This is a genomic window from Nonomuraea sp. B208, assembly GCF_057536035.1.
This window is the reverse complement of sequence record NZ_BAAJOU010000028.1, coordinates 93,758-115,459: the sequence shown is the minus strand read 5'-3', so window position 1 is coordinate 115,459 and position 21,702 is coordinate 93,758. Positions and strand designations below refer to the sequence as shown.

Sequence of the window (21,702 nt, the reverse complement as noted above, 5' to 3'; positions counted from 1 at the left end):
GCGGGCAGACTGGGCGTCATGCTGGAAACCTCCGCCCGCCTGCTCAAGCTGCTCTCGCTCCTCCAGGCGCACCGCGAGTGGTCCGGCCCCGAGCTGGCCTCCCGGCTCGGGGTCTCGACCCGGACCATCCGCAACGACGTGGAGCGGCTGCGCGCGCTCGGCTACCCGGTGCACGCCACGCCGGGCGTCGCGGGCGGCTACCGGCTCGGCGCGGGCGCCGCGCTGCCGCCGCTGCTGCTCGACGACGAGGAGGCCGTGGCGGTGGCCGTCGGGCTCGGCCGGGCGGCGGGCGGCGGCGTGGAGGGCATCGAGGAGACGTCGGTGCGCGCGCTGGCCAAGCTGGAGCAGGTGCTGCCGGCGCGGCTGCGCCGCCGGGTGCAGGCGCTCAACTCCTACACCGTGCAGGCCGCGTACCGGATTCCCGGCGCGCCCGCCGTGCCGCCCGAGCTGCTGACCACGATCGCGAACGCGGCCCGCGACCACGAGCGCCTGCGTTTCGACTACACCGGTCACGACGGCGACGACACCGTGCGTGACGTCGAGCCGCACCGGCTGGTGCACCGGCGGGGCCGCTGGTACCTGGTGGCGTACGACGTCGAGCGGCGCGACTGGCGTACGTTCCGGGTGGACCGGATCCGGCCGCGCACCCCGGGCGGCCCCCGGTTCGTCCCGCGCGAGCTGCCGGCGGACGGCGACGTGGCGGCCTACGTGGAGCGCGGCATCAGCACGGCGATGGTGCGCCACCGGGCGACGCTGCTCGTGCACGCCCCGGCCGGGCGGCTCGGCTACCTCGCCAGGCTGGGCATGGAGGCGCGGCCGCGCGACGAGGCGAGCTGCCTGGTGGAGGTAGGCGGCGACGACCTCGAAGGGCTGGCGGTCTGGGTCGGGTTCATCCGCGAGGACTTCGAGGTGCTCGACCCGCCGGAGCTGGCCGAGGCCGTGGGGCGGCTGGCGGAGCGCTACCGCCGCGCGGCCGGCGGCCGGTCCGGGCCCGGCGAGCGGCCGGGCCCGGAGTAGTGCCTATGCCGTTCCGTCCAGGTACTCGGCACGCACCTTCGAGCGCGACAGCTTGCCCGTGGGCGTGCGCGGCAGCAGCTCGCGGTACTCGACGACCTTCGGGTGCTTGAACCTGGCGATGCGCGGCCCGCAGTGCTCCAGCAGCTCGGCGGTCAGCTCAGGACCCGCCTCGACGCCCTCGGCCGGCTGGACGAGCGCGACCACGTTGTGACCCCACTCATCGTCGGGCACGCCGATGACGGCCACGTCGGCCACGGCCGGGTGCTCCAGGAGCGCCGCCTCGATCTCGGCCGGGTAGATGTTCACCCCGCCGGAGACGATGAGGTCGGTGCGCCGGTCGCACAGGAACAGGAAGCCGTCCTCGTCGAGATAGCCGATGTCGCCCGGTGTGTACCACTCGCCGCGCATGCTGGCGGCGGTCTTCGCCGGGTCCTTGCGGTACTCGAAGCGGCCCATCGTGGACTTGACGTAGATCATGCCGGGCTCGCCGGGCGGCAGCTCCTCGCCGTCCTCGTCGAGGATCTTCGCCTCGAACGTGGGCGCGGGCCGGCCGACCGTGCCGGGCCGCGCCAGCCAGTCGTGCGGCTTGACGGCGAAGGCGATCGTGGACTCGGTGGAGCCGTAGTACTCGTAGAGCACCGGCCCCCACCAGTCCATGATCTGCTGCTTGACCGCGACCGGGCAGGCCGCCGCGGTGTGGATGACCTGGCGCAGGCTGGAGACGTCGTACTTGGCGCGTACGTCCTCCGGAAGCTGGAGCATCCGGTGGAACATCGTCGGCACCATCATCGCGTTGGTCACCCGGTATCGCTGGACCAGCTCCAGGATGTTCTCCGGGTCGAACCGCGGGGTGATCACCACGGTGTGCCCGAAGTGCAGCGCGAACTGGGTGTGCGCGCACGGCGCGGAGTGGTACATCGGCGAGGTCACGAGGTGGGTCTCGTCGCCCGGTTTGAGGTCCACGACCTCGCCGAAGAACCACGCGTACAGCGGCACGATCGCCTCCGGCTCGGCGCCCGGCAGCGACCGCTGGACGCCCTTCGGGAAGCCGGTGGTGCCGGAGGTGTACCACATGACCGCGCCGCTGGTCCGGTCGGCGGGCGCGTCGCCCGGCTGCCCCTCGGCGAGCCCGGCCGTGCCGACCTCGGCGCCGGGCACCTGGTGGTCGGGGCCGGTGACGACGACCTTGGCGTCGCAGTCGCGCAGGATGTACGCCACCTCGGCCTCGGTCAGGTGCCAGTTGATCGGCACGTAGTAGAGGCCGAGCTGGCCGGTGGCCATGAGCATGACGACCGCGTCGATGCCGTTGGGCAGCACGCCCGCCACCACGTCGCCGACGCCGAGCCCGCGGGCGCGCAGGCCGTGCGAGACCTGGTTGACGCGGGTGAGCAGCTCGCCGTAGGTGGTGCGGGTGCCGTCGGTGTCGATGACGGCCAGGCGGTCGGGGTGTGCGGCGGCGATGGCGTAGAAACCGGGAGTCTTGTCGAAGTCCATCACAGCTCCAGGAGCTCCGCGAGTCGGGCACGGTGGATCCGGGGCGGGCCGAGCAGAACCTCGTCGGTCTTGGCCCGCTTGTAGAACAGGTGAGCGTCGTGCTCCCAGGTGTATCCGATCCCGCCGTGCAGCAACAGGTGGTCGCGGGCGACCTCGAAGCAGGCGCGGCCGATGTACGCCTGGGCGAGCGCGGCAGCCTCCGGCAGCTCGTCGGGGGCCTCGTCGGCGGCCCAGGCGGCGTACCTGACGATGGACTCGGCCTGTTCGAGCTTGTTGTGCATGTCGGCGAGCTTGTGCTTGACCCCCTGGTAGGAGCCGATGTAACGGCCGAAGGCGACGCGGATCTTGGCGTAGGCGACGATGGCGTCGAGCGCGGCCCGCATGACGCCGAGCTGCTCGGCGGCGAGCGCGACGCACACCCGGTCCATGACGCCGTCGTCCCCGCGGGGGCCGAGCACCCGGCAGGGCGCGCCGTCGAGGACGATCTCGGCCTGGCCGCGCGTGAGGTCGAGGGCGTCGAGGGCGGTCCTGGTGACGCCGGGGGCGGTCAGCTCGACGGCGACCATGACCGCGCCGCCGTCGGCCGCGGTCGCGGGCGTGACCAGCACGTCCGCCTCCATGCCGCTCAGCACCTGCGCGAGCCGCCCGCTGACGGACGTGCCGTCGCAGGTGGGCGCGTCGCCGGCGGGCAGGCCCAGGGTGGCGGCGAGGCGGCCGTCGGCGATGCCGGACAGCAGCTCCTTGTCGGGCGTCGCGGTCAGGGCGATCGCGGCGAACGCGGTGGCGAGGAACGGTCCCGGCAGCAGCGCGGCGCCGGTCTCCTCCAGCGCGACCGACAGCTCGGTGAGTCCGGCGCCGGCGCCGCCGTACTCCTCGGGGATGATCAGGCCGGACAGGCCCAGCTCGCCGTTCAGCCGGGCGTAGACCTGCGGGTCGTAGCCCTCGCGGGCCTTGCGCAGCGGCGAGGCCGACCCCAGGAAGGACCTGACGGACTCCTGGAGCTGCCGCTGCTCTTCGCCGAGTACGAGCTTCACGCCTGCGTCCCCACCTTCAGGTCCTTGAACGGCACGTTCTTGTCCACCCGCGGCTCCGGTGGCAGCCCGAGCACGCGGTCGCCCACGATGTTGCGCATGATCTCGTTGGTGCCGCCGCCGAGCGCCAGGCCGGGCGCGATGGACAGGGCCTGGGCGAGCGGATGGTCGGCCAGCGCCGTCTCCGGCCCGACGAGCTGGGTGGCGAGGTCCGCCTGGAACATCGTGAGCTCGGCCAGCAGCAGCTTGGCGCCGCTCCCCCGCGCGCCGGGGAAGATGCCGGCCTTGGTCTCCTGGGACAGGCGCTGGTTGAACAGGGCCAGCGCGCGGCTGCGGATGTGCAGCTCGACGAGCTGGTCGCGGACCAGTGGATCGCTCGTGTCGAGGACCTTGCGCAGCGCCTCCACGGAGGCCGGGTGGTCCTTCGAGCCGCCCATGCCGACGCCCGCGGAGATCGACAGCCGCTCGTGCAGCAGCGTCGTGACGGCCACGCTCCAGCCGTCGTTGACCTCGCCGACGCGGTGCTCGTCGGGGATGATCACGTTGTCGAAGTAGATCTCGTTGAAGTTGGACCGGCCGGACATGTCCTTGAGCGGGCGTACGGTCACGCCCGGGTGGTGCATGTCCACCACGAACATGGTGAGGCCCTTGTGCTTGGGCACCTCCACGTCGGTGCGGGCCAGCAGCAGCCCCCAGTCGGCGTGGTGGGCCACCGAGGTCCACACCTTCTGGCCGTTGACCACCCAGTGGTCGCCGTCGCGCTCGGCCTTGGTCTGCAGGCTGGCGACGTCGCTGCCCGCGCCCGGCTCGGAGAAGAGCTGGCACCAGATCTCCTCGCCGCGCAGGAGCGGGCGGACGAACCGTTCGCGCTGGGCGTCGGTGCCCCGGTCGACGAGGGTCGGGCCGGTCATCCCGAGGCCGATCGAGAAGACGTAGGTGGGCAGGGTGTAGTCGCGGGCCTCGGCGGCGAAGGCGCGCTCCTCCGCCTGCGTCAGCCCCTGGCCGCCCCATTGCGCGGGCCAGGTGATGCCGGAGTAGCCGGCGTCGTAGAGCTTGGCCATGAACTCCTTGGCCCTGGAGATGGCGTCCGTCCCGGGCGGATCGCCGTGCGGAGCGTTCTCCTCCAGCCAGGCCCTGGCTGCACGCCGGTAGTCAGCAAGGTTCACTTCGACTCCTCGGTATCAGTGCTCACTTACTCTAATCAGGCGAACGCGGGACGCATAGAGCATTGCTCTGCCGACGCGGCGCGCCTGGAGGTGGCCTGGGGGTGAAGGCCCAGGCGAGCGGGTAAGGGATGGTTTCCGGCCCTGATCGACTACGGGCGAGGACCGGCCGATACCATGATCATGAAGATAGTCAGCATTGAAAAGAGTTACCCGTTGTGACATCTGGTTTCAGCCGATTACGGCGTGAGGATCTCCTGAAGACCGCCTGCGAGGTGATCGCGGACCAGGGCTTCGGCCACACCAGGACCGTCGACATCGCCCGCGCGGCAGGGGTCAGCCAGGCCCTGCTCTTCTACCACTTCGAGAGCAAGGAACGGCTGTTCGCCCAGGCTTTCATGTACGCCGCCCGGCAGCACCTGACCACGCTGGAGGACATCGAGCAGTCCAAGGCCGGGCCGCTCGACCGGCTGCGCCGGCTGCTGCGCGTGTGCGCCCCCAACATGCAGCCGGAGGGCTGGCGCCTGTGGATCGACGCGTGGGCGGAGGCGATGCGCAACGCGGAGCTGGAGCAGATCTCCCGCCGCATCGACACGCACGGCCGTCTGCTGCTGCGCTCGATCATCGAGGACGGCGCCGCGGCCGGCGAGTTCACCTGTCCCGACCCCGACGGGGCGTCCTGGCGGATCTTCGGGCTCATCGACGGGCTGGCCATCCAGATCAACGTGCATCCCAAGGTGCTCTCGCGGCGGCGGATCAACACGCTGATCCGTACGACGGCGGCGAACGAACTCGGCTTATCCCTCGAAAAGCTGTGAAACACCCCTCTTCCCGAGTTATTGGACAGTTCGTACAATTACTTGGCGAGGAGAGGAGTGCATGCGATGACACGCGCACCGAGCTCTATCACCGCCAGGGAAGCCGACGAGCAGGTGGCCGGCCGCGCCGCCTACCGGGCGGTCATCGACCGCCTGTCGAAGGCGTCGGTGGACAAGCACTGGGAGCCCTACCGCGACATCCCCTGGGACGACCCCGAGTACCGGGTGGACCCCGCCGACCCCCGGTGGGAGCTGCCCGAGGTGGACAAGCTGGGCGGGCACCCCTGGTATCGCGCCAGGACCCCGGAGACGCGCGCCGCGATCGGGCTGTGGCGGGTGGCCACCGCCATGAAGATCGGCCTGCAGTTCGAGAACCTGCTCAAGCGCGGGCTGCTCAACTACGCCTACCGGCTGCCGAACGGGTCGCCGGAGTTCCGGTACGTCTACCACGAGACCATTGAAGAGGGACATCACGGGATGATGTTCCAGGAGTTCGTGAACCGTACCGGGATGCCGATCCGGGGCATGCCGCGGCCGCTGTCGTTAGTCGCGCAGGTCGCGCCGTTGATCCCGCTGATCTCGACCGAGCTGTTCTTCGTGTTCGTGCTCGGCGGGGAGGATCCCATCGACCACGTGCAGCGCAAGGTGCTCAAGGACGACCGGCCGCACCACCCGCTGGAGGAGACGATCATGCGCATCCACATCGCGGAGGAGGCCAGGCACATCTCCTTCGCCCGGCACTACCTGCGCAACCGGGTGCCGCGCATGCCCGCGTACCGGCGGTTCATGCTGGGCGTCGCCGCGCCGCTGATCCTCGGCGTGATGGCCCGCATCATGCTCGCGCCGCCCGGCGCGATGATCCGGCACTTCCGCATCCCCCCGAACGTCGTCGCCGAGGTCTACCTGCGCAACCCCGAGGCGCGGCGCGAGATCCGCGACTCGGTGGGCAAGACCCGTGAGCTCTGCGCCGAGCTGGGGCTGGTCAACCGGTTCACCCGGCGGCTCTGGCGGGCCATGGGCATCTGGGCGGAGCCGGGGACGGCGGGCCGGTGAGGACCGCGATCGTCACCGGAGGGGCGTCCGGGATCGGGCGGGCGCTGGCGCGGGCGCTCGCCGCGCGCGGCGTCGCCGTCACGGTCGCCGACCTGAACGAGCCCGCCGACCTCGCCGCCTGGGGCAAGGGCGAGCTGGAGTACGCGCGCGTGGACGTCACCGACGCCGAGGCCGTGGCCGCGCTCGTCGAGCGGGTGGCCGGCGAGCGCGGGCGGCTGGACTTCATGGTCAACAACGCCGGCATCGCGGTCGGCGGCACCGCGCTGGAGATGACGCGGGCGCACTGGGACCGGACCATCGACGTCAACCTGCGCGGCGTCGTGCACGGGGTGCTGGCGGCCTACCCGATCATGGTGCGGCAGGGGCACGGGAACATCGTCAACACCGCGTCGATGGCGGGGCTGGTGCCCGCGCCGCTGATGCTCCCGTACACCGCCACCAAGCACGCCGTCGTCGGGCTGTCGCTGGCGCTGCGGGCCGAGGCGGCCGAGCACGGCGTACGCGTGTGCGTGGTCTGCCCAGGTTTCGTGGACACGCCGCTGCTCGACAACGCCAACCCCGGGCTGCCCGCCACCAGGATCGGCGCGGCCGCGCGGCAGGCGATCGGCCCCGGACGGCTCTACTCCGCCGACGCGCTCGCCGCGGACGTCCTGCGCGGCATGGCCCGCGGCAAGGCCGTCATCGCGGCGCCCGCGTCGGCGCGGATCGCCTGGCGGCTGGCGCGGCTGTGGCCCGGCGGCGCGGTGCGGGTCGCCGGGCTGGCGTCCCGACGGGTCAACCGCGGGGAGGACGGCGCGCCACGACCACCTCGGTCTGCCTGACGTGCTCCCACTCGCCTGAGGGGTTGTCGGCGAGCAGCTCCCTCCTCGCGTCCTCGACGAACGCCTCCAGCCGCTCGCCGAGGTGCGCAGGCGTGCTGTAGGAATAGGAGAACTGCAGGCCGAGCACGGTGTCGAGGCCGGTCGTCACGGGCCGCTCCCAGCAGTCCGTGGTGAGGTCGGAGAAGGGCGAGGCGGCCAGGACGTCGTGATGGTGCAGGCCGGTCGCCTGGTAGGTCGCGGGCGCCGTCTGCTTCCCGACGCCGAAGCGGGCGCGCACCCGCCGCATCGCCGGCTCCCACGGCTCCTCCGGCGGCTGCCTGGACGGCCCCAACAGCACGACCACGCCGTCCGGCGGGAGCAGCCGGTCGAGCTCGGCCAGCACCGCGCGGCGATCCATCCAGTGGAACGAACGGCCCATCACCACGTGGCCGAACGGCGGCAGCGCGGCCAGCCCGGTGGAGTCGCCGGACAGCCAGCGGACGTTCGGCAGGTGCGCGCCCCGGCGGCGGCCCTCCGCCAGCATCTCGGGGTCCGGGTCCACGGCCAGGACCTCGCGTACGTACGGGGCCAGCGGGATCGCCACCGTGCCGGGGCCGCAGCCGAGGTCGAGCACCGTCGCGTCCCTGCCCAGGACGGCGGCCACGTGGGCGATGGCCTCCTCGCCGTGATCCAGCCGGTGTCTGGCGTAGTACGGCGCCGCGCCGCTGAACGGGCTTCCCATGGATGGGACCATATACGGGTTCTTGACGTGTTCGATGGAAGGCTTTCGGCTTTGAGGCGGCTACTCACGGTCCTGCTGCTCGCCTGCGTCGCGGCGGTGGTCGTACCTCCGTACGCGGCTCAGGCGCACAACGTGCTGGTCGGCAGCGACCCCCGGGACGGGGCGACGCTGACGACCGCGCCCGGGCGGGTGACGCTGGTCTTCGACCAGGCGGTGCGGCAGGGGTACGCGCAGATCGGGGTCACCGGGGCGGACGGCTCCTCCTGGGCCGACGGGGACGCGGTGGTGGCCGCGGAACGGGTGTCGGTGAAGCTCAAGGCGCTGCCGGGGGGCGGGGCGTATGTGGTGGGCTATCGCATCCTGTCGGCCGACGGGCACCCGGTAACCGGCAAGCTCACCTTCACTGTGGCCTCGGCCGGCCCCGCCTCCCCGGCACCCGCGGAGGCCACCCCGGACGCCGCGGGCACCCCGAATGCCGCAGGGGCCCCGGACGGCATGGCCACCCCGGACACTGCGACCACGCCGGACGCTGCGGCCCCGGATGCTGCGGCGGCCCCGGACGCTGTGGCGACCTCGGAGGCTGTGGCGGCCTCGGAGGCTGTGGCGGCCTCGGACGCCGCAGGGGCCTCGGGGGCGGCGGCTGAGGCGGCGGCGAACGGCGGGGCCGGGATGGCGGTCGCCTGGATCGTCGGGGCGCTGGTGCTGCTCGCCGCCGGCACCGTCGTCGCCCTCCGCCGCACCCCACCCCCGGCCCCCGCCGCACCAGGCACCCCGCCCTCGGCCCCAGCGGCACCAGGCACCCTGCCCTCGGCCCCAGCGGCACCCGCTGCTCCGGACCCGGCGGCACCCGCTGCCTCAGCTCCGACGGGGCCCGCCGCCCCCTCCACGACCGACTCCGGTGAGGGGGTGCGGTCGTGAGTGTCGCGGCTCCCGCCCTTGCCCGTCCCCGGACCGGCGGGAAGCTGCTGGCCGGGGCGTTCGGTGTGTGCGCCGTGGTCGCGGCCGTGGCGGCGAGCACGTTCACCGCGCAGGAGGCCGTCCCCGGCATCCCGATGCCCGGCCCGGTCGTCGAGGTGGGCCTGCCCGTCGTACGGGTCCTGCTCGACCTCGCCGCCGTCGCCGTGGTCGGCCTGAGCCTGCTGCCGAAGCTGCTCGGCTTCGACGCCCCCGACCGCACAGAGCCGATCCTGCTGCGGGTGCGTCCGCTGGCCGTGGTCGCGGCCTGGGCGTGGGCGATCTGCGCCCTGCTGACGATCGTGTTCCAGACGGCGGAGCTGAACCCGGGCGTCGTGCCGACGTTCGGGATGATCGCCGACTATGTCGGGAATGTCGGGACGGGCCAGGGCCTGCTGTTCAGCGCCGCGTGCGCGCTCGCCGCCGCCGGGATCGGCCTGATGGCGGTGCGGTTCGGCGAGAAGGTGCCCGCCGAGCTGCGGGTGATCGTGGCGCTGTTCGGCCTGCTGCCCATCCCGGTGACCGGCCACGCCGTCGACTCGGTCTGGCACGACCCGATCATGGTCTCGATGGAGATCCACGTGATGGGCTCGGCCGCCTGGACCGGCGGCCTGATCGCGACCGTCGCCTTCGTGGGCCCGCACCGCGACCTGCTGGCGGTGACGCTGCCCAAATTCTCCCGGCTGGCGACGTTGTGCCTGCTGCTCGTCGGCCTGTCGGGCCTGGTGACCGGGCTCGGCACGATGGCGCTGACGCCGGGCGTGACGCTGCCGGACGCGATCGTGACCAGCCACTACGGCCTGCTGGTCGTGGCCAAGACCGCGCTGGTGGCCGCGCTGGTGCCGCTGGCCGCGCACATCCGCTTCCGCCTGCTGCCCGCCATCAGGACCGGCCGGGCCACCGCCCTGGTGGGCTGGGCGGTGGCCGAGGTGTCGGTGATGGGCCTGGCGTACGGGGTGGCGGTCGCGCTCACCCGCGCCTCCATCGCCTGACCCGCCAGAATCGGGTGCCGGGATCGGGGCTCAGGCGATGACGACCGCCGGGGCCTCGATCGGCGCGGGGGCGGGGACGCGCCTGCGGGCGATCCACTCGGCGGCCAGCCAGGCGGCCAGCAGCCCGAGCCCGGCCCAGACGGCCGAGGGCGTGGCGAGGGGCGGCGCGCCGGCCAGCCCCTCCTGGCCCTTCACGGCGCCGTACACCGCGCCCATGATCGTGCTCTGGACGACGAGCGCCCCGTACGCGACGGCGGTCGCCCCCACGGCCCCCACGACGGCCCGTACCGCGGGCATCCGCAGCAGGAACGCCACGTCCACCGCGAGCCCGGCCACGACCAGGAAGAACGGCACCGCCGACGGCGGGAAGCCGGTGAAGGTCAGCAGCGGCCAGATCAGCGTGCGGAAGGCGACGTACGCCCCGGCGACGAGGGTGGCGGCGCCGAAGCGGCCGATCAGCAGCCGGGCCACCACCAGCACCGACAGCCCGGCGACCACGGCGTAGACCGGGTAGAGGAAGTCGGGCACGGGAAGTGCGAAGCCGAGCATCATCGTACGGTCCACCGGCCGCCCCATCTGGTCGGCGGCGAACTGCAGCAGGATCGGCTCGGCGTAGACGGCGTTGTTGTCCCAGGCGCCGACCGACAGGATGCCGTACTCCTGGTGCTGCTCGGGGAAGTGCACGTTCTCCAGGAAGAAGGCGAGGAACGCGGCCAGCACGAGCGTGCGCTCCCTGCCGGGCGGCGCGCCCATGAACCAGCCGCGGATCACGCCCGCGATCATGAAGAACGTTCCAACGTAGAGCATGATGTGCGACGGGCTCCACGAGGTGATGTCGAGCCCGTTGACGCGGTGGTTGATCAGGTCGAGCGGGACCGCGACGAGGAAGATCCCGGTGCCCCACTGGATCAGCCTGAGCGCGAGCTTGTCGACGCCGTAGCCGGTGTAGCCGTGGATGATCGTCAGCGCCACCACGATCGCGGTGCCCGCCGAGTTGAGCAGGTGGGGCGGGGCGAGGTCGTCGCGCAGCCACTTGAAGTGCCACGAGACGTCCCAGGCCGAGCCGAGCAGCTTGAGCGTGAGCGCCACCAGCCATCCGAAGTAGAGCACCCTGAACAGGTCGTTCGGCGTCTCGCGCCCCGCCTGGCCTCTGGTCCAGTACGGCAAGGCCCACTCAGCGGCCTTCTTGATCGATGCTGGAGACTTCACGGGAGTGAATCTTACGGTCCTCGGCGACCTCGGGGCTCGGTCCCGTGGACGTCAGGGACATCCACCCCTCCTACTGCGACAATCCGCCATATGCCATACGAAATTCGGGCGGCTCGGCCGGAGGACGCCGGCGTCATCGAGGAGGTCCGCCTGGCGACCTGGCGCGTCGCCTACCGGGGCGTCATGCCCGCGGACTACCTCGCCGGGCTGGAGGTGCGGCCCGAGATCGTCCGCGACCGCGCCGACGCCCTGGCGAGCGGGCGCGTGACGGGCCGGGTGGCGGTGCGCGACGACGTACGCGGGTTCGCCCTGTACGGCCCCTCGCGGGACGAGGACGTGCCCGGTATGGAGGTGTACGCCATCTATGTGCTGCCCGAGGAGTTCTCGACGGGCATGGGGCGGGCTCTGATGGCCGCCGCCGTCGAGGATCTGGCGTCGTCCGGGCACCGGGAGGCCGGGCTGTGGGTGCTGGCGGCGAACGCGCGGGCACGCCGGTTCTACGAGCGGTTCGGGTTCAGCCCGTCCGGCCGGTCGAAGATGCTGCCCGATCCGCCGCTGGAGGAGGTCCACTACCGGATGGGCCTTGCAGGGGGCGCGGGGTCAGGCGTACCGGCAGGCTCTTGAGCCCGTTCTGGAAGTTGGAGGTGAGGCGCCGGGGCTCGGCGGCGAGCTCGATGTCCCAGCACAGCAGCTCCCTGAGCGTCGCGCGGAACTGCGCGCGGGCCAGGTGCGCGCCGAGGCAGACGTGCGGGCCGAAGCCGAAGCTGACGTGGTCGTTGGGGGCGCGGGCGAGGTCGAGGCGGTCGGGGTCGGGGAAGACGGACGGGTCGCGGTTGGCCGAGGTGTGGTAGACGACCACCTTCTCGCCCGTGCGTACGTGCTGCCCGCCGAGGGTCAGGTCACGGGTCGCCGTACGGCGGAAGTGGATCACCGGCGGCCAGAACCGCAGCAGTTCCTCGACCGCGGGCTCCAGGAGGGACGGGTCGGCGCGCAGGCGGGCCAGCTCGGCCGGGTGCTCCAGGAGCGTGAGCAGGCCGCCGGGGATGCCGTTGCGCAGGGTCTCGTTGCCCGCGACGGCGAACAGGAAGAACATGTTCTCGAACTCGCTCTCCGTCAGCCCGCCGCGCCGCATCGCGGACATGACGGACCCGTCGTCCTCGGACGCCCCGGCGAGCGCGTGCGCGTATCCGAACATGTCCGCCAGCGCCGCCCGCGACCTCGGGTTCACGCCCGGCCGCGGCTCCGGCCTCGACGCGACCGCCCGGCGGCCCATCGGCGTGAGCGAGGCGACGTCGGCCGTGGACAGGCCCGCGTGGTCGGCGTCCTGGTAGCCGATGACCCGCGAGGCCCAGTCGTACAGCAGCCGCCGGTCCCGTGCGGGAACCCCCATCACGTGGGCCAGCGTCCAGACGGGCAGGTCGGCGGCCACCTCCACGAAGTCGCACGTGCCCTGCGCGAACAGCGCCGCCGCGCGTCCGGCGATCGCCCGCTCCAGCGCGCGGACCGCACGCGGGGTGAAGGCCGCCGCCACGATCCGGCGCAGCCTGGAGTGGTCCGGCGGGTCCATGTTCAGCATCATGTCCTGGACGAACGCCAGGTCGGACGGGGTGTCGGGGTCACGGATCTGGGTGGCGCCGAGGTGCGAGGAGAAGTCCTCCGGGGTGCGGAGCACGTGCTTGACGTCGGCGTGCCGGAAGACGGCCCAGAAGCCGGGGCCCTCGCGCCAGGGGCCGACGGCGGGCTCGGGGATCCAGCGGACCGGGGTTTCTTCGCGAAGGCGGGCGAAGAGGTCGTACGGGACGGAGTTCTCGTACGTGGACGGCAAGAAGATCCGAACCGCCTCCGCGTCCGTCGCCGCCGCCGCCATGTCCGATCGATGCGCCGTCATCCCCGCCCCTTCCTGCCGGCCCTCTCGCTCCGCATACGAGCCTTCCCCCGCCCCCGCACGCAGTTATCCACAGGCAGGCACTTCTCGCCTTCGCGATGCCGGGCGAGCGTGCATGATGACCGCGTGACCTCAGCAGACCTGACACCGCAGACTCCGGCCCCGGCCGCCGGCACCAGTCCGGAAGCCCTGGACGCCATCCTCCGTGACAACTTCGCCCCGTGGATCCAGCGGCTCGGCCTGCGCGTCGAGGAGGCGGGCGAGCGCCGCACCGTCCTCCGCCTGCCCTGGTCCGACGAGCTGGCGCGCGAGGGCGGCGGCCTGTCCGGGCAGGCGATGATGGCCGCCGCCGACACCGCCACGGCCCTGGCCGTCTGCGCCGCGCGCGGCGGGTTCGTGCCGATGACGACCGTGCAGCAGTCCACGACGTTCCAGCGTCCGGTGTCGGGCCGTGACGTCCTGGTCGACGTACGCATCACCAAGCTGGGCCGCACCCTCGCCTTCGCCGAGATCACCCTCACCGCCGAGGGCGCCGCCGAGCCGGCCGCCCAGGCCACCACCGTCTACGCCCTCCTGGGCTGACCTTTCAGTGATCTTCCTGTTCCCGCAGGTCAACGGCACCGAGCGCGACCGTGACGGGCCGCCGGGACGTCCGTCTCAGAAATCTCTCAGGTGCGGAAAGTAGGCTCTCGGCATGAAACGTGTGGCCGCGCTGGTGGCAGCACTCGCCCTGATCGGGGTGACGACCTGGCTGGTGTGGCCGTCGGCTCCGCAGGCGCGGGGCCAGGACCAGGCGATAAGTGTCGTCGACGGACCCGACGACGACCAACGGGTGCAGCTGGACGCCACCTTCTTCCCTCCCTCCGGCGGCGGCAAGGCGCCGGTCGTGCTGCTCGCGCACGGGTTCGGCGGCAGCAAGCAGAGCATGAGGCAGCAGGCGGCACAGCTCGCCCAGGACGGCTACGCGGTTCTGACCTGGTCGGCGCGGGGCTTCGGACGTTCGACGGGCGAGATCGCGCTCAACTCCCCCGACTACGAGGTCAAGGACGTCAAGCAGCTCATCGACTGGGTGGCCAAGCGGCCCGAGGTCCAGCTCGACGCCGCGGGCGACCCGCGGGTGGGCATCGTGGGCGGCTCGTACGGCGGCGCCATCGCGCTGATGACGGCGGCCTTCGACCAGCGCGTCGACGCGATCGTCCCGCAGATCACCTGGGCCGACCTGGCCGACGCCCTGTTCCCGAACAACGCCGCCCGGGCGACGTCGGGCGGGCTCGGCGACCCTGAGACCGGCGTCTTCAAGCGCATGTGGTCGGGCATCTTCTTCGGCCGCGGGCTGTCCCTCGAAAGCTTCGCCCAGCAGAGCCAGACGCAGGGCCAGGGGCAGGGCTCCGCGCAGAACGGGCAGGGTCAGAACGCTCAGGGCCAGAGCAGCCAAGGACAAAACGGCCAGACGCGCGGTCAGGGCCTCGGCCAGACGGCCGCGCCGATGACGCCGGAGGAGGCGCGGTGCGGCCGGTTCCTGCCGGCCATCTGCGACATCTACCAGACCGTCGCCAAGGACGGCCGGGCCACCGACGAGGCGATCACGCTGCTGCGCGCCTCCAGCCCGATCACCGTGGCCCACCGCATCAAGGCCCCCACGCTGCTGCTGCAGGGCCAGCGCGACTCGCTGTTCCCGCTGAGCCACGCCGACGCCAACGCCAAGGCGATCGCCTCCGCAGGCACCCCGGTCAGCCTCGCCTGGTTCGACGGCGGGCACGACGGCGGCAACGGCGAGGCCGACTGGCTCTACGAGCAGACCTCGGCCTGGCTCGCCCGCTATCTCAAGGGCGAGGGCTCGGCGCAGGCGACGCCGCCGGTCAGCGGCTTCACGGTCACCCGTGACGGCGGCCGCGACCCCGGCACCCGCCAGCGCATCCGCCTGCACCCGGAGACGGCGTCGTACCCGGGTCTCGGCGGCACCGACACCACCAGCGTCCGGCTCACCGGCCCCGAGCAGAACGTCGTCAACCCGCCCGGCGGCGCGCCCGCGGCGATCTCGACCGTGCCCGGCGTCGGCTCGCTCCTGGGCGGCCAGAGCGGCGGGGTGTCGATCGACATGCCCGGTCAGAGCGCGGTGTTCGAGTCCGCGCCGCTGACCGCGCCGCTGCAGCTCACCGGCAGCTCCACCGCCGTGGTCAAGGTGACCGGCGAGGGCGAGGCGACGCTGTTCGCCAAGGTCTACGACGTGTCCGACGGCTCGCAGCTTCCGGTCCTGCCCGCCGGGCAGGTGGCGCCGTTCCGGGTGACGTTCCCGGACGGCGGCGGCAGTGTGGAGGTCACGGTCGCGTTGCCCGCCGCCGACCACAACTTCGCGGCCGGGCACCGGCTGCGCCTGGTGGTGGCCACGACCGACATGGGGTTCGCCACGCCGGCCGAGCCCGCCACGTACCAGGTGGCGCTCTCCTCCCCTGGGCTCGCCGTCCCGACGGTGCGCACCCTGTCGGCCCCGCCGGCCGGGATCGCCTGGTGGGTGTGGGCGATGCCGCTGACCGCGATCGTGATCGCCGCCATCATCCTCGCGACGGGCCGCACCTCCTCGGGGCGCACCTCCACGAGCCGCACCCGCATCAGCCGCATCTCCATCGGCGGCGCCTCCACGAACCGCACCACCGCTCCCGACCCCACCGCCGCCGCCCTCGCTGAGGCCGCCCCCGAGCCCATCGCCACCGCCGCCGTCACTCAGGCCACGCCGGACCCCACCGCGACCAACCCCACAGCCGCCACGCCCGACACCACCACCACCGCCTCGCCCGAGCCGGGCGCGAACGGCGACCCGGCGGTTCCGTTGGACATCAAGGGGCTCACGAAGGCGTACCGCAACGGGGAGCTGGCCGTCGACGGGCTGTCGTTCCGCGTCGAGCGGGGCCAGGTCCTCGGTCTGCTCGGCCCCAACGGCGCCGGCAAGACGACCACGATGCGGATGATGATGGGCCTCATCCGCCCCGACGACGGCGAGGTCCGCATCTTCGGCGAGCGGGTGACGCCGGGCGCGCCCGTGCTGTCCAGGCTCGGGTCGTTCGTCGAGGGTCCGGGTTTCCTGCCGCACCTGTCCGGCCGCGACAACATCCAGCTCTACTGGGCGGCGACCGGCCGTCCCCCCGCCGACGCGCACTTCGAGGAGGCGCTGGAGATCGCGGGCCTGGGCAAGGCGCTGGATCGGGCCGTACGCACCTACTCCCAGGGCATGCGGCAGCGGCTCGCCATCGCGCAGGCCATGCTCGGCCTGCCGGACCTGCTGGTCCTCGACGAGCCCACGAACGGTCTCGACCCGCCCCAGATCCGCGAGATGCGTGAGGTGCTCAAGCGCTACGCGCGCGACGGCCGTACCGTGATCGTCTCCAGTCACCTGCTCGCCGAGGTGGAGCAGACCTGCAGCCACGTCGTGGTCATGCAGCGGGGGCGGCTCGTGTCGGCGGGGCCGGTGTCGCGGCTGCTCACCTCGGCCACGCCCACGAACGGGCACGGGCCGCGCCTGGAAGACGTGTTCCTCGACCTCATCGGAGACAAGCCATGACCGCCGCGCCGGGCTACGCGCCCCGCCGCACGCTGCCGCTGCGCGTGGAGATCGTCCGGCAGTTCAAGCGGCGGCGGACGCTCGTCATGTTCGGGCTGCTGCTGGCCCTGCCGTGGATCCTGGTGATCGCCTTCCAGTTCGGGCCCCAGTCCAGCAACGGGGGGCAGTCGCTGCGCATCTCCGACCTGGCGACGCAGAGCGGGCTCAACTTCGCCGCCTTCGCCCTGTCGGTGTCGGCCAACTTCCTGCTGGTGGTGGCGGTCGCGATGTTCTGCGGCGACACCGTGTCCAGCGAGGCCAACTGGTCGTCGCTGCGCTATCTGCTGGCCGCGCCGATCCCCCGGGACCGGCTGCTGCGGCAGAAGCTGATCGTGGCGCTCGGCTACTCGGCGGCGGCGGTGATCTGCCTGCCGGTGATGGCGCTGGTGGCGGGCACGCTGGCGTTCGGCTGGAACGACATCCAGGTGCCGGTCACCGGCGAGATCATCCCGGCGGTGGACGTGCTGCCGCGCTTCGGCATCGTGATCGGCTACGCGCTGGTCAGCCAGCTCGTGGTGGCGGCGCTGGCGTTCCTCGTCTCGACCATGACCGACTCCCCGCTCGGGGCGGTCGGCGGGGCGGTGGGGCTGTGGATCGTCTCGACGATCCTGCAGGCGGTCGAGGCGCTGGGGTCGCTGCGCGAGTTCCTGCCCACCTACTGGAACAGCGCCTGGACGGACGCGCTCACGCCCGAGGTGGACTGGGGCGGCATGGTCAAGGGCGCGTCGGTGTCGATCACGTACGCGGCCATCCTGATCGCGATCGCCTTCCGCCGCTTCCGCCGCAAGGATGTGGTGAGCTGAACCACCGGGACTCGGCCGGCCGGGTGAGGACGCGTGCCTCCTGGGCCGCGTACGTGAGGGCGGGCCCCAGGAGGATCGTCTCCCCTGAGGGCCGCCCGTCCCGCGATGGATGCGCAGGTGTGCCCCGGCGGTGCCGGCCGAGCCCCCACTGATGAAGGGTCAGGGGAGGGTGCGTTCGAAGGTGATCAGGGTGGTGCCGGGGCCGTTGTAGGCGGGGTGCGGGCCGCGGACCGTGAAACCCATGCGCCGGTGGAACGCGATGGACGCCTCGTTCACCGGCGAGGTGGTCGCCCTCACCACCTGCCGTCCGTGGTCCCGGGCGATGCCGAAGAACGCCTCGTACAGCCTCCGGCCCAGACCGGTCCCCCGGGCCGCCGGGGAGACGCCGACGAAGTGGATGTACGCCTCGTCCTCAGCCGACGGCGAGGGGAAACCGACGAGGAAACCGGCGAGCTCGCCCGCGTCATCCGAGGCGATCAGGCTCGTACGGTGAAAGTGGTCGAGGAAGAGCCGCGGCAGGGAGGGGAGGATGGGCCGGCCCCACCACGTGTCGACGACGGCGGCGATGGCGTCGTAGTCGCCCGGTGTGGCGGGGCGCAGCCCAGGTGCGGTCACAGCAGTCCCCTCGCGGTCATGGCAGCGCGGGCCTCAGTCCCAGTGCGGGGCCTCAGTCCCAGTGCGGGGGCCTGTTGTCCAGGTAGAAGCTGTCCGCGTCCTCGTCGGGGAGGTCGTCGCCCCAGCCGAGGTCCAGGTCGTCCGAGGTCTGCTCGGGGTAGAAATCTTCCACGACCGACATGCTACCCAGACATACAAAGCAACACCGCGCGTGTCCCCAGGTCCAGGGACACGCGGCATTCGCGGGGGTACGATGCCAGGGTTGGTGTCGCCTATCCCCCGTGAGGCTGCGCATGGCCACCCCGACAGGCTGGCGACGAGAGGGCAATCTTCCGGCGGAGCTCACCAGTTTCGTCGGCCGCACGCGCCTGCTCGCCAACCTCAAACGGCACCTCGGTGAGTCCCGGCTGGTGACGGTCACGGGCATCGGAGGCGTCGGGAAGTCGCGGACGGTGCTGCGCCTGGCGCACCAGGTCCGCGCGCAGTACGCGGACGGCGTCTGGTTCGCCGATCTGGCCCGGCTGCAGGACGCGGGCATGGTCAAGCACACGATCTCCTCGGCGCTGCGCATCGCCGACCAGTCCTCGCGGGCGGAGTCGGAGTCGCTGTCGGAGTGGGTGGGCGAGCGCGACATGCTGCTCATCATCGACACCTGCGAGCACGTCGTGCAGGGCTGCGCGGAGCTGGTGCACGAGCTGCTGGAGGCCGCGCCCAACCTGAAGGTGCTGGCCACGAGCCGCCAGTCGCTGCACCTGCCGTACGAGCACGTGGTCCCGGTCCCGCCGCTGCAGGTGCCCGGCGACGACCCGGCGGAGAACCTGTTCACCAACGAGTCGGTGCAGTTGTTCGCCGCCCGCGCCGGGGCGAGCGTGCCCGACTTCCAGCTCGACGAGAACAACATCGGCACGGTGGCCGAGCTGTGCCGGCGGCTCGACGGCATCCCGCTGGCGATCGAGCTGGCCGCGGTGCGGCTGCGGGCGCTGTCGGTCGATCAGATCCTGGGGCTACTGGCCGACCGGTTCAGCCTGCTGGCCGGGGCGAGCCGGACGGCCCTGCCGCGTCACCAGACGCTGCGCGCGGCGATCGGCTGGAGCCACGAGCTGTGCGAGCCGGCCGAGCGGCTGCTGTGGGCGCGGCTGTCGGTGTTCGCGGGCGACTTCGAGCTGGACGCGGCCCGTTTCGTCTGCTCCGACGGCCGCCTGCCGTCCGAGGACATCACGGACCTCGTGACCGGCCTGGTGGAGAAGTCGGTCCTGCTCATCAGGAGCAACCACGCCGGCGTCCGCTACAAGCTGATCGACACCCTGGCCGAGTACGGCGACGAGTGGCTGGACAAGCTCGGCCAGCGCGAGCAGATGCGCCAGCGGCACCTGGAGTACTACCTGAGCCTGGCCCAGCGCAGCGAGGACGCCTGGTCGGGCCCGCGGCAGATCTACTGGTTCGTACGGATGCGCCAGGAGCACGACAACGTGCGGGTGGCGCTGGAGCACGCGCTGAAGACGCCGGGCAGGGAGATCCAGGCGCTCACGCTGCTGTCGTCGCTGTGGTTCATGTGGGTGTGCTGTGGTTTCGCCCGTGAGGGGCGGCTCTATCTGGAGCGGGCGCTGGAGGCCAATCCCGAGTTCAGCAAGGAGCGCTGCAAGGCGCTGTGGGTGCTGTCGTACGTCAAGAGCGCCCAGGGCGACAGCGTCGGAGCCCAGTCATCGGCCGAGAAGTGCAGCACCGAGGCGGTGCGGGTGGGCGACTCGCGGGCGGTGATCCTGGCCTCGAAGATGCAGGGCACGGCCGCGCTGCTCCAGGGCGACCTGCAGAAGGCGAGCGCGCTGCTGGGCGTGGCGATCGAGTTCAACACCGACAACAAGGAGCTCAACCCGGGCCTGCTGCCCGCCATCGTCGAGCTGTCGCTGGTGCTGTCCTCGCAGGGCGAGCTGTACGAGGCCGAGTCGCTGCTGCTGGACTGCCTGCAGGTGTGCCGCGAGCGCGGTGAGCTGTGGGTCAGTTCGCACGCGCAGTGGGCGCTGGCGGGCACCAGGCTGACGACGGGCCGGCCGGACGAGGCGCTGCAGAACGTCCGGGAGGCGCTGCGCATCAAGCGGCACTTCCACGACACGCTCGGCACGCTGCTGGCGCTGGAGACCGCGGCGCGCATCTTCGCCGCGCTGAACGACGCCGCGACGGCCACGCAGTTGCTGGGGGCGCTGCAGCAGAACTGGAAGACGGCCGGCCTGCCGCAGCTGGGCGCGCCCTGGATGACCGGCGACCACGACGCGTGCATCCGGGCGTGCAAACAGGAGCTGGGCGAGCTGACGTACAAGAACACCTTCGAGGAGGGCGCGCGGCGCGACCTGGACGAGGCGTCCGCGCTCGCCCTGGGCGAGCTGGACGCCACTGACGACAACCGGCCCTGACACATGGCCGGTCGGCTAGACGGCTCGTGGCCAGCGGGTGTCGTCGGGCCACGCGCCGATGTAGCGGGCGCTGCCGAGCGAGAACTCGATGTGCCCGCGGACCCAGTGTTCGAGGCCGCGGACGTACTTGCGGACCGGCAGGGTGGCCCAGCGGTCGAGCGCCGCGCGCCGGTCGAGGAAGGCGGCGACGGCGTCGTTGTGCATCTGCGCGACCTCGACCAGGGCGTTCTGGAGCGTGAGCGACTTGTGCGTGGCCAGCACCGTGACGAGGTTGTGCCGGGCCTTGTCCTTTCCGCGCTCCTTGGCGTAGGACAGCAGGTCGTTGTCCCAGCCGATGAGGTCGCAGGCGAGGTCGGAGAGCGTGCGCACGTCGGGGTGGTGCCACTCCTCGGCTTCGAGCCGGTAGCCGCCGCCCACGTCGATGAGGGCGAAGCAGGTGTACGTGGCCCCGGTGATGCGGCGCATCATGACGTAGTCCTCGGGGGTGGGGATCAGGTCGACCTCGCGGTTGGCGGCCTCCCATATCTGGGCGAACAGATACTCCTTCACCGTCGTGCGCCAGCGGTCCACCTGGGCGGGGGTGGCGAGCTCGGAGATGCGGTGGAGGAGCTCCTTGAGTGCCAGGCCGAACGCGTCGCCCTCGTCGGGCTCGCGGCGGTCGTCCAGGATCTCGAGGAGCGGGGGCAGGGCGCGGGCCAGCGCCGAGGCGCGGTGTCCCATCAGCTCGCCCTCGCAGAAGGCGTCGTCGAACGCGAACAGCCAGTTGTACCAGTCGTTGATCAGCCTGAGGCTGTCACGCGGCACCGTGGGATTGGTGCGTGCGGCGAGCATACCGATCTTGGAGCGCCGGAAGTGCTCGATGGTCTCGGCGCCTTTGAGCATGTGCGAGGCGGCCAGCCAGGTGTGGCTCTCCGCATCGACCGCGACGCCGTGCTCGTTGGTCTCCGAGGGGAACGGGCACGGCAGCGGAGGGATGTGGAGCGGCCGCCCAGAGAAGGAATGCGCAGAAGTAGCCACGCCCTAAGCATGACTACGGACTGCTCGAATGGCCACAGTCAGCATGTTCACCGGCTTTAATTCTTATTTCACACTGTGAAGCCCATCGCGCACGCCTCGATAGGGT

General features: G+C 72.0%; 19 protein-coding genes. 11 read left to right on the top strand and 8 right to left on the bottom strand.

Features of this window, described 5'->3' with window-relative positions; translation table 11 throughout:
* Positions 1 to 18: 18 nt before the first annotated feature.
* The gene (locus tag AC27IY_RS36820) at positions 19 to 1,017 is read left to right on the top strand and encodes a helix-turn-helix transcriptional regulator (RefSeq protein WP_487180860.1); all 999 of its coding nucleotides are present in this window, start codon (positions 19 to 21) and stop codon (positions 1,015 to 1,017) included.
* A 3-nt stretch (positions 1,018 to 1,020) separates the two neighbouring features.
* Here AC27IY_RS36820 and AC27IY_RS36815 read toward each other — a convergent pair whose 3' ends face one another.
* From AC27IY_RS36815 to AC27IY_RS36805, 3 genes are read right to left on the bottom strand one after another with little or no spacing between them, the layout of a single operon-like run.
* A complete protein-coding gene (locus AC27IY_RS36815) occupies positions 1,021 to 2,511 on the bottom strand; it encodes an AMP-binding protein (protein ID WP_487180859.1) in 1,491 nt (496 codons plus the stop codon).
* Positions 2,511 to 3,545 carry an acyl-CoA dehydrogenase family protein gene (locus AC27IY_RS36810; RefSeq protein WP_487180858.1) on the bottom strand — a complete coding sequence of 345 codons (1,035 nt, stop codon included), beginning with the start codon at positions 3,543 to 3,545 and terminating at the stop codon, positions 2,511 to 2,513. Before AC27IY_RS36810 ends, AC27IY_RS36815 begins: the two co-directional genes overlap by 1 nt.
* On the bottom strand, positions 3,542 to 4,708 hold the full coding sequence (locus AC27IY_RS36805; protein ID WP_487180857.1) for an acyl-CoA dehydrogenase family protein: 1,167 nt from the start codon (positions 4,706 to 4,708) through the stop codon (positions 3,542 to 3,544). The genes AC27IY_RS36810 and AC27IY_RS36805 overlap by 4 nt, the downstream gene beginning before the upstream one ends.
* Before the next feature lie 215 nt (positions 4,709 to 4,923).
* Here AC27IY_RS36805 and AC27IY_RS36800 point away from each other — a divergent pair, with 215 nt between their 5' ends.
* The 3 genes from AC27IY_RS36800 (at position 4,924) to AC27IY_RS36790 (ending at position 7,397) form a co-directional block, all read left to right on the top strand.
* Positions 4,924 to 5,523, top strand: a complete 600-nt coding sequence (locus AC27IY_RS36800) for a TetR/AcrR family transcriptional regulator (protein WP_423450880.1) — start codon at positions 4,924 to 4,926, stop codon at positions 5,521 to 5,523.
* A 66-nt stretch (positions 5,524 to 5,589) separates the two neighbouring features.
* Positions 5,590 to 6,576, top strand: a complete 987-nt coding sequence (locus AC27IY_RS36795; RefSeq protein WP_423450881.1) for an AurF N-oxygenase family protein — start codon at positions 5,590 to 5,592, stop codon at positions 6,574 to 6,576.
* The gene (locus tag AC27IY_RS36790; RefSeq protein ID WP_487180856.1) at positions 6,573 to 7,397 is read left to right on the top strand and encodes an SDR family NAD(P)-dependent oxidoreductase; all 825 of its coding nucleotides are present in this window, start codon (positions 6,573 to 6,575) and stop codon (positions 7,395 to 7,397) included. Before AC27IY_RS36795 ends, AC27IY_RS36790 begins: the two co-directional genes overlap by 4 nt.
* Here the strand turns inward: AC27IY_RS36790 and AC27IY_RS36785 are convergent.
* On the bottom strand, positions 7,351 to 8,118 hold the full coding sequence (locus AC27IY_RS36785; protein ID WP_487180855.1) for a class I SAM-dependent methyltransferase: 768 nt from the start codon (positions 8,116 to 8,118) through the stop codon (positions 7,351 to 7,353). The genes AC27IY_RS36790 and AC27IY_RS36785 overlap by 47 nt on opposite strands.
* 51 nt (positions 8,119 to 8,169) lie before the next feature.
* Here AC27IY_RS36785 and AC27IY_RS36780 point away from each other — a divergent pair, with 51 nt between their 5' ends.
* Together AC27IY_RS36780 and AC27IY_RS36775 are read left to right on the top strand one after the other, a co-directional pair.
* Entirely contained in the window at positions 8,170 to 9,036 is an 867-nt protein-coding gene (locus tag AC27IY_RS36780) for a copper resistance CopC family protein (RefSeq protein ID WP_487180854.1), read from the top strand.
* On the top strand, positions 9,033 to 10,064 hold the full coding sequence (locus AC27IY_RS36775; protein ID WP_423450885.1) for a copper resistance D family protein: 1,032 nt from the start codon (positions 9,033 to 9,035) through the stop codon (positions 10,062 to 10,064). The genes AC27IY_RS36780 and AC27IY_RS36775 overlap by 4 nt, the downstream gene beginning before the upstream one ends.
* A 30-nt stretch (positions 10,065 to 10,094) precedes the next feature.
* Here the strand turns inward: AC27IY_RS36775 and AC27IY_RS36770 are convergent, their stop codons facing one another.
* Positions 10,095 to 11,273: a hypothetical protein gene (locus tag AC27IY_RS36770; RefSeq protein WP_487180853.1), complete on the bottom strand. Its 1,179-nt coding sequence runs from the start codon at positions 11,271 to 11,273 to the stop codon at positions 10,095 to 10,097.
* A 90-nt stretch (positions 11,274 to 11,363) separates the two neighbouring features.
* Here AC27IY_RS36770 and AC27IY_RS36765 point away from each other — a divergent pair, with 90 nt between their 5' ends.
* Complete coding sequence (locus AC27IY_RS36765) at positions 11,364 to 11,897, top strand: GNAT family N-acetyltransferase (RefSeq protein WP_487180852.1); 534 nt, start codon at positions 11,364 to 11,366, stop codon at positions 11,895 to 11,897.
* Here AC27IY_RS36765 and AC27IY_RS36760 read toward each other — a convergent pair.
* Positions 11,788 to 13,161: a cytochrome P450 gene (locus tag AC27IY_RS36760; protein WP_487180851.1), complete on the bottom strand. Its 1,374-nt coding sequence runs from the start codon at positions 13,159 to 13,161 to the stop codon at positions 11,788 to 11,790. The genes AC27IY_RS36765 and AC27IY_RS36760 overlap by 110 nt on opposite strands.
* A gap of 123 nt (positions 13,162 to 13,284) precedes the next feature.
* On the opposite strand from AC27IY_RS36760, the gene AC27IY_RS36755 reads away from it, so the two are divergent.
* The 3 genes from AC27IY_RS36755 (at position 13,285) to AC27IY_RS36745 (ending at position 17,556) form a co-directional block, all read left to right on the top strand.
* The gene (locus AC27IY_RS36755; RefSeq protein ID WP_487180850.1) at positions 13,285 to 13,740 is read left to right on the top strand and encodes a PaaI family thioesterase; all 456 of its coding nucleotides are present in this window, start codon (positions 13,285 to 13,287) and stop codon (positions 13,738 to 13,740) included.
* Between the two features lie 112 nt (positions 13,741 to 13,852).
* Positions 13,853 to 16,714 carry a CocE/NonD family hydrolase gene (locus AC27IY_RS36750; protein WP_487180849.1) on the top strand — a complete coding sequence of 954 codons (2,862 nt, stop codon included), beginning with the start codon at positions 13,853 to 13,855 and terminating at the stop codon, positions 16,712 to 16,714.
* The gene (locus AC27IY_RS36745) at positions 16,711 to 17,556 is read left to right on the top strand and encodes an ABC transporter permease (protein ID WP_344212497.1); all 846 of its coding nucleotides are present in this window, start codon (positions 16,711 to 16,713) and stop codon (positions 17,554 to 17,556) included. Before AC27IY_RS36750 ends, AC27IY_RS36745 begins: the two co-directional genes overlap by 4 nt.
* A 159-nt stretch (positions 17,557 to 17,715) precedes the next feature.
* On the opposite strand, the gene AC27IY_RS36740 is transcribed toward AC27IY_RS36745, so the two are convergent.
* Entirely contained in the window at positions 17,716 to 18,171 is a 456-nt protein-coding gene (locus AC27IY_RS36740; RefSeq protein WP_487180848.1) for a GNAT family N-acetyltransferase, read from the bottom strand.
* A 281-nt stretch (positions 18,172 to 18,452) separates the two neighbouring features.
* Between AC27IY_RS36740 and AC27IY_RS36735 the strand changes: the two genes are divergently transcribed.
* Entirely contained in the window at positions 18,453 to 20,579 is a 2,127-nt protein-coding gene (locus tag AC27IY_RS36735; protein ID WP_487180847.1) for an ATP-binding protein, read from the top strand.
* Positions 20,580 to 20,594: 15 nt separating this feature from the next.
* On the opposite strand, the gene AC27IY_RS36730 is transcribed toward AC27IY_RS36735, so the two are convergent.
* The gene (locus AC27IY_RS36730) at positions 20,595 to 21,596 is read right to left on the bottom strand and encodes a terpene synthase family protein (protein WP_364444099.1); all 1,002 of its coding nucleotides are present in this window, start codon (positions 21,594 to 21,596) and stop codon (positions 20,595 to 20,597) included.
* Positions 21,597 to 21,702: the final 106 nt, after the last annotated feature.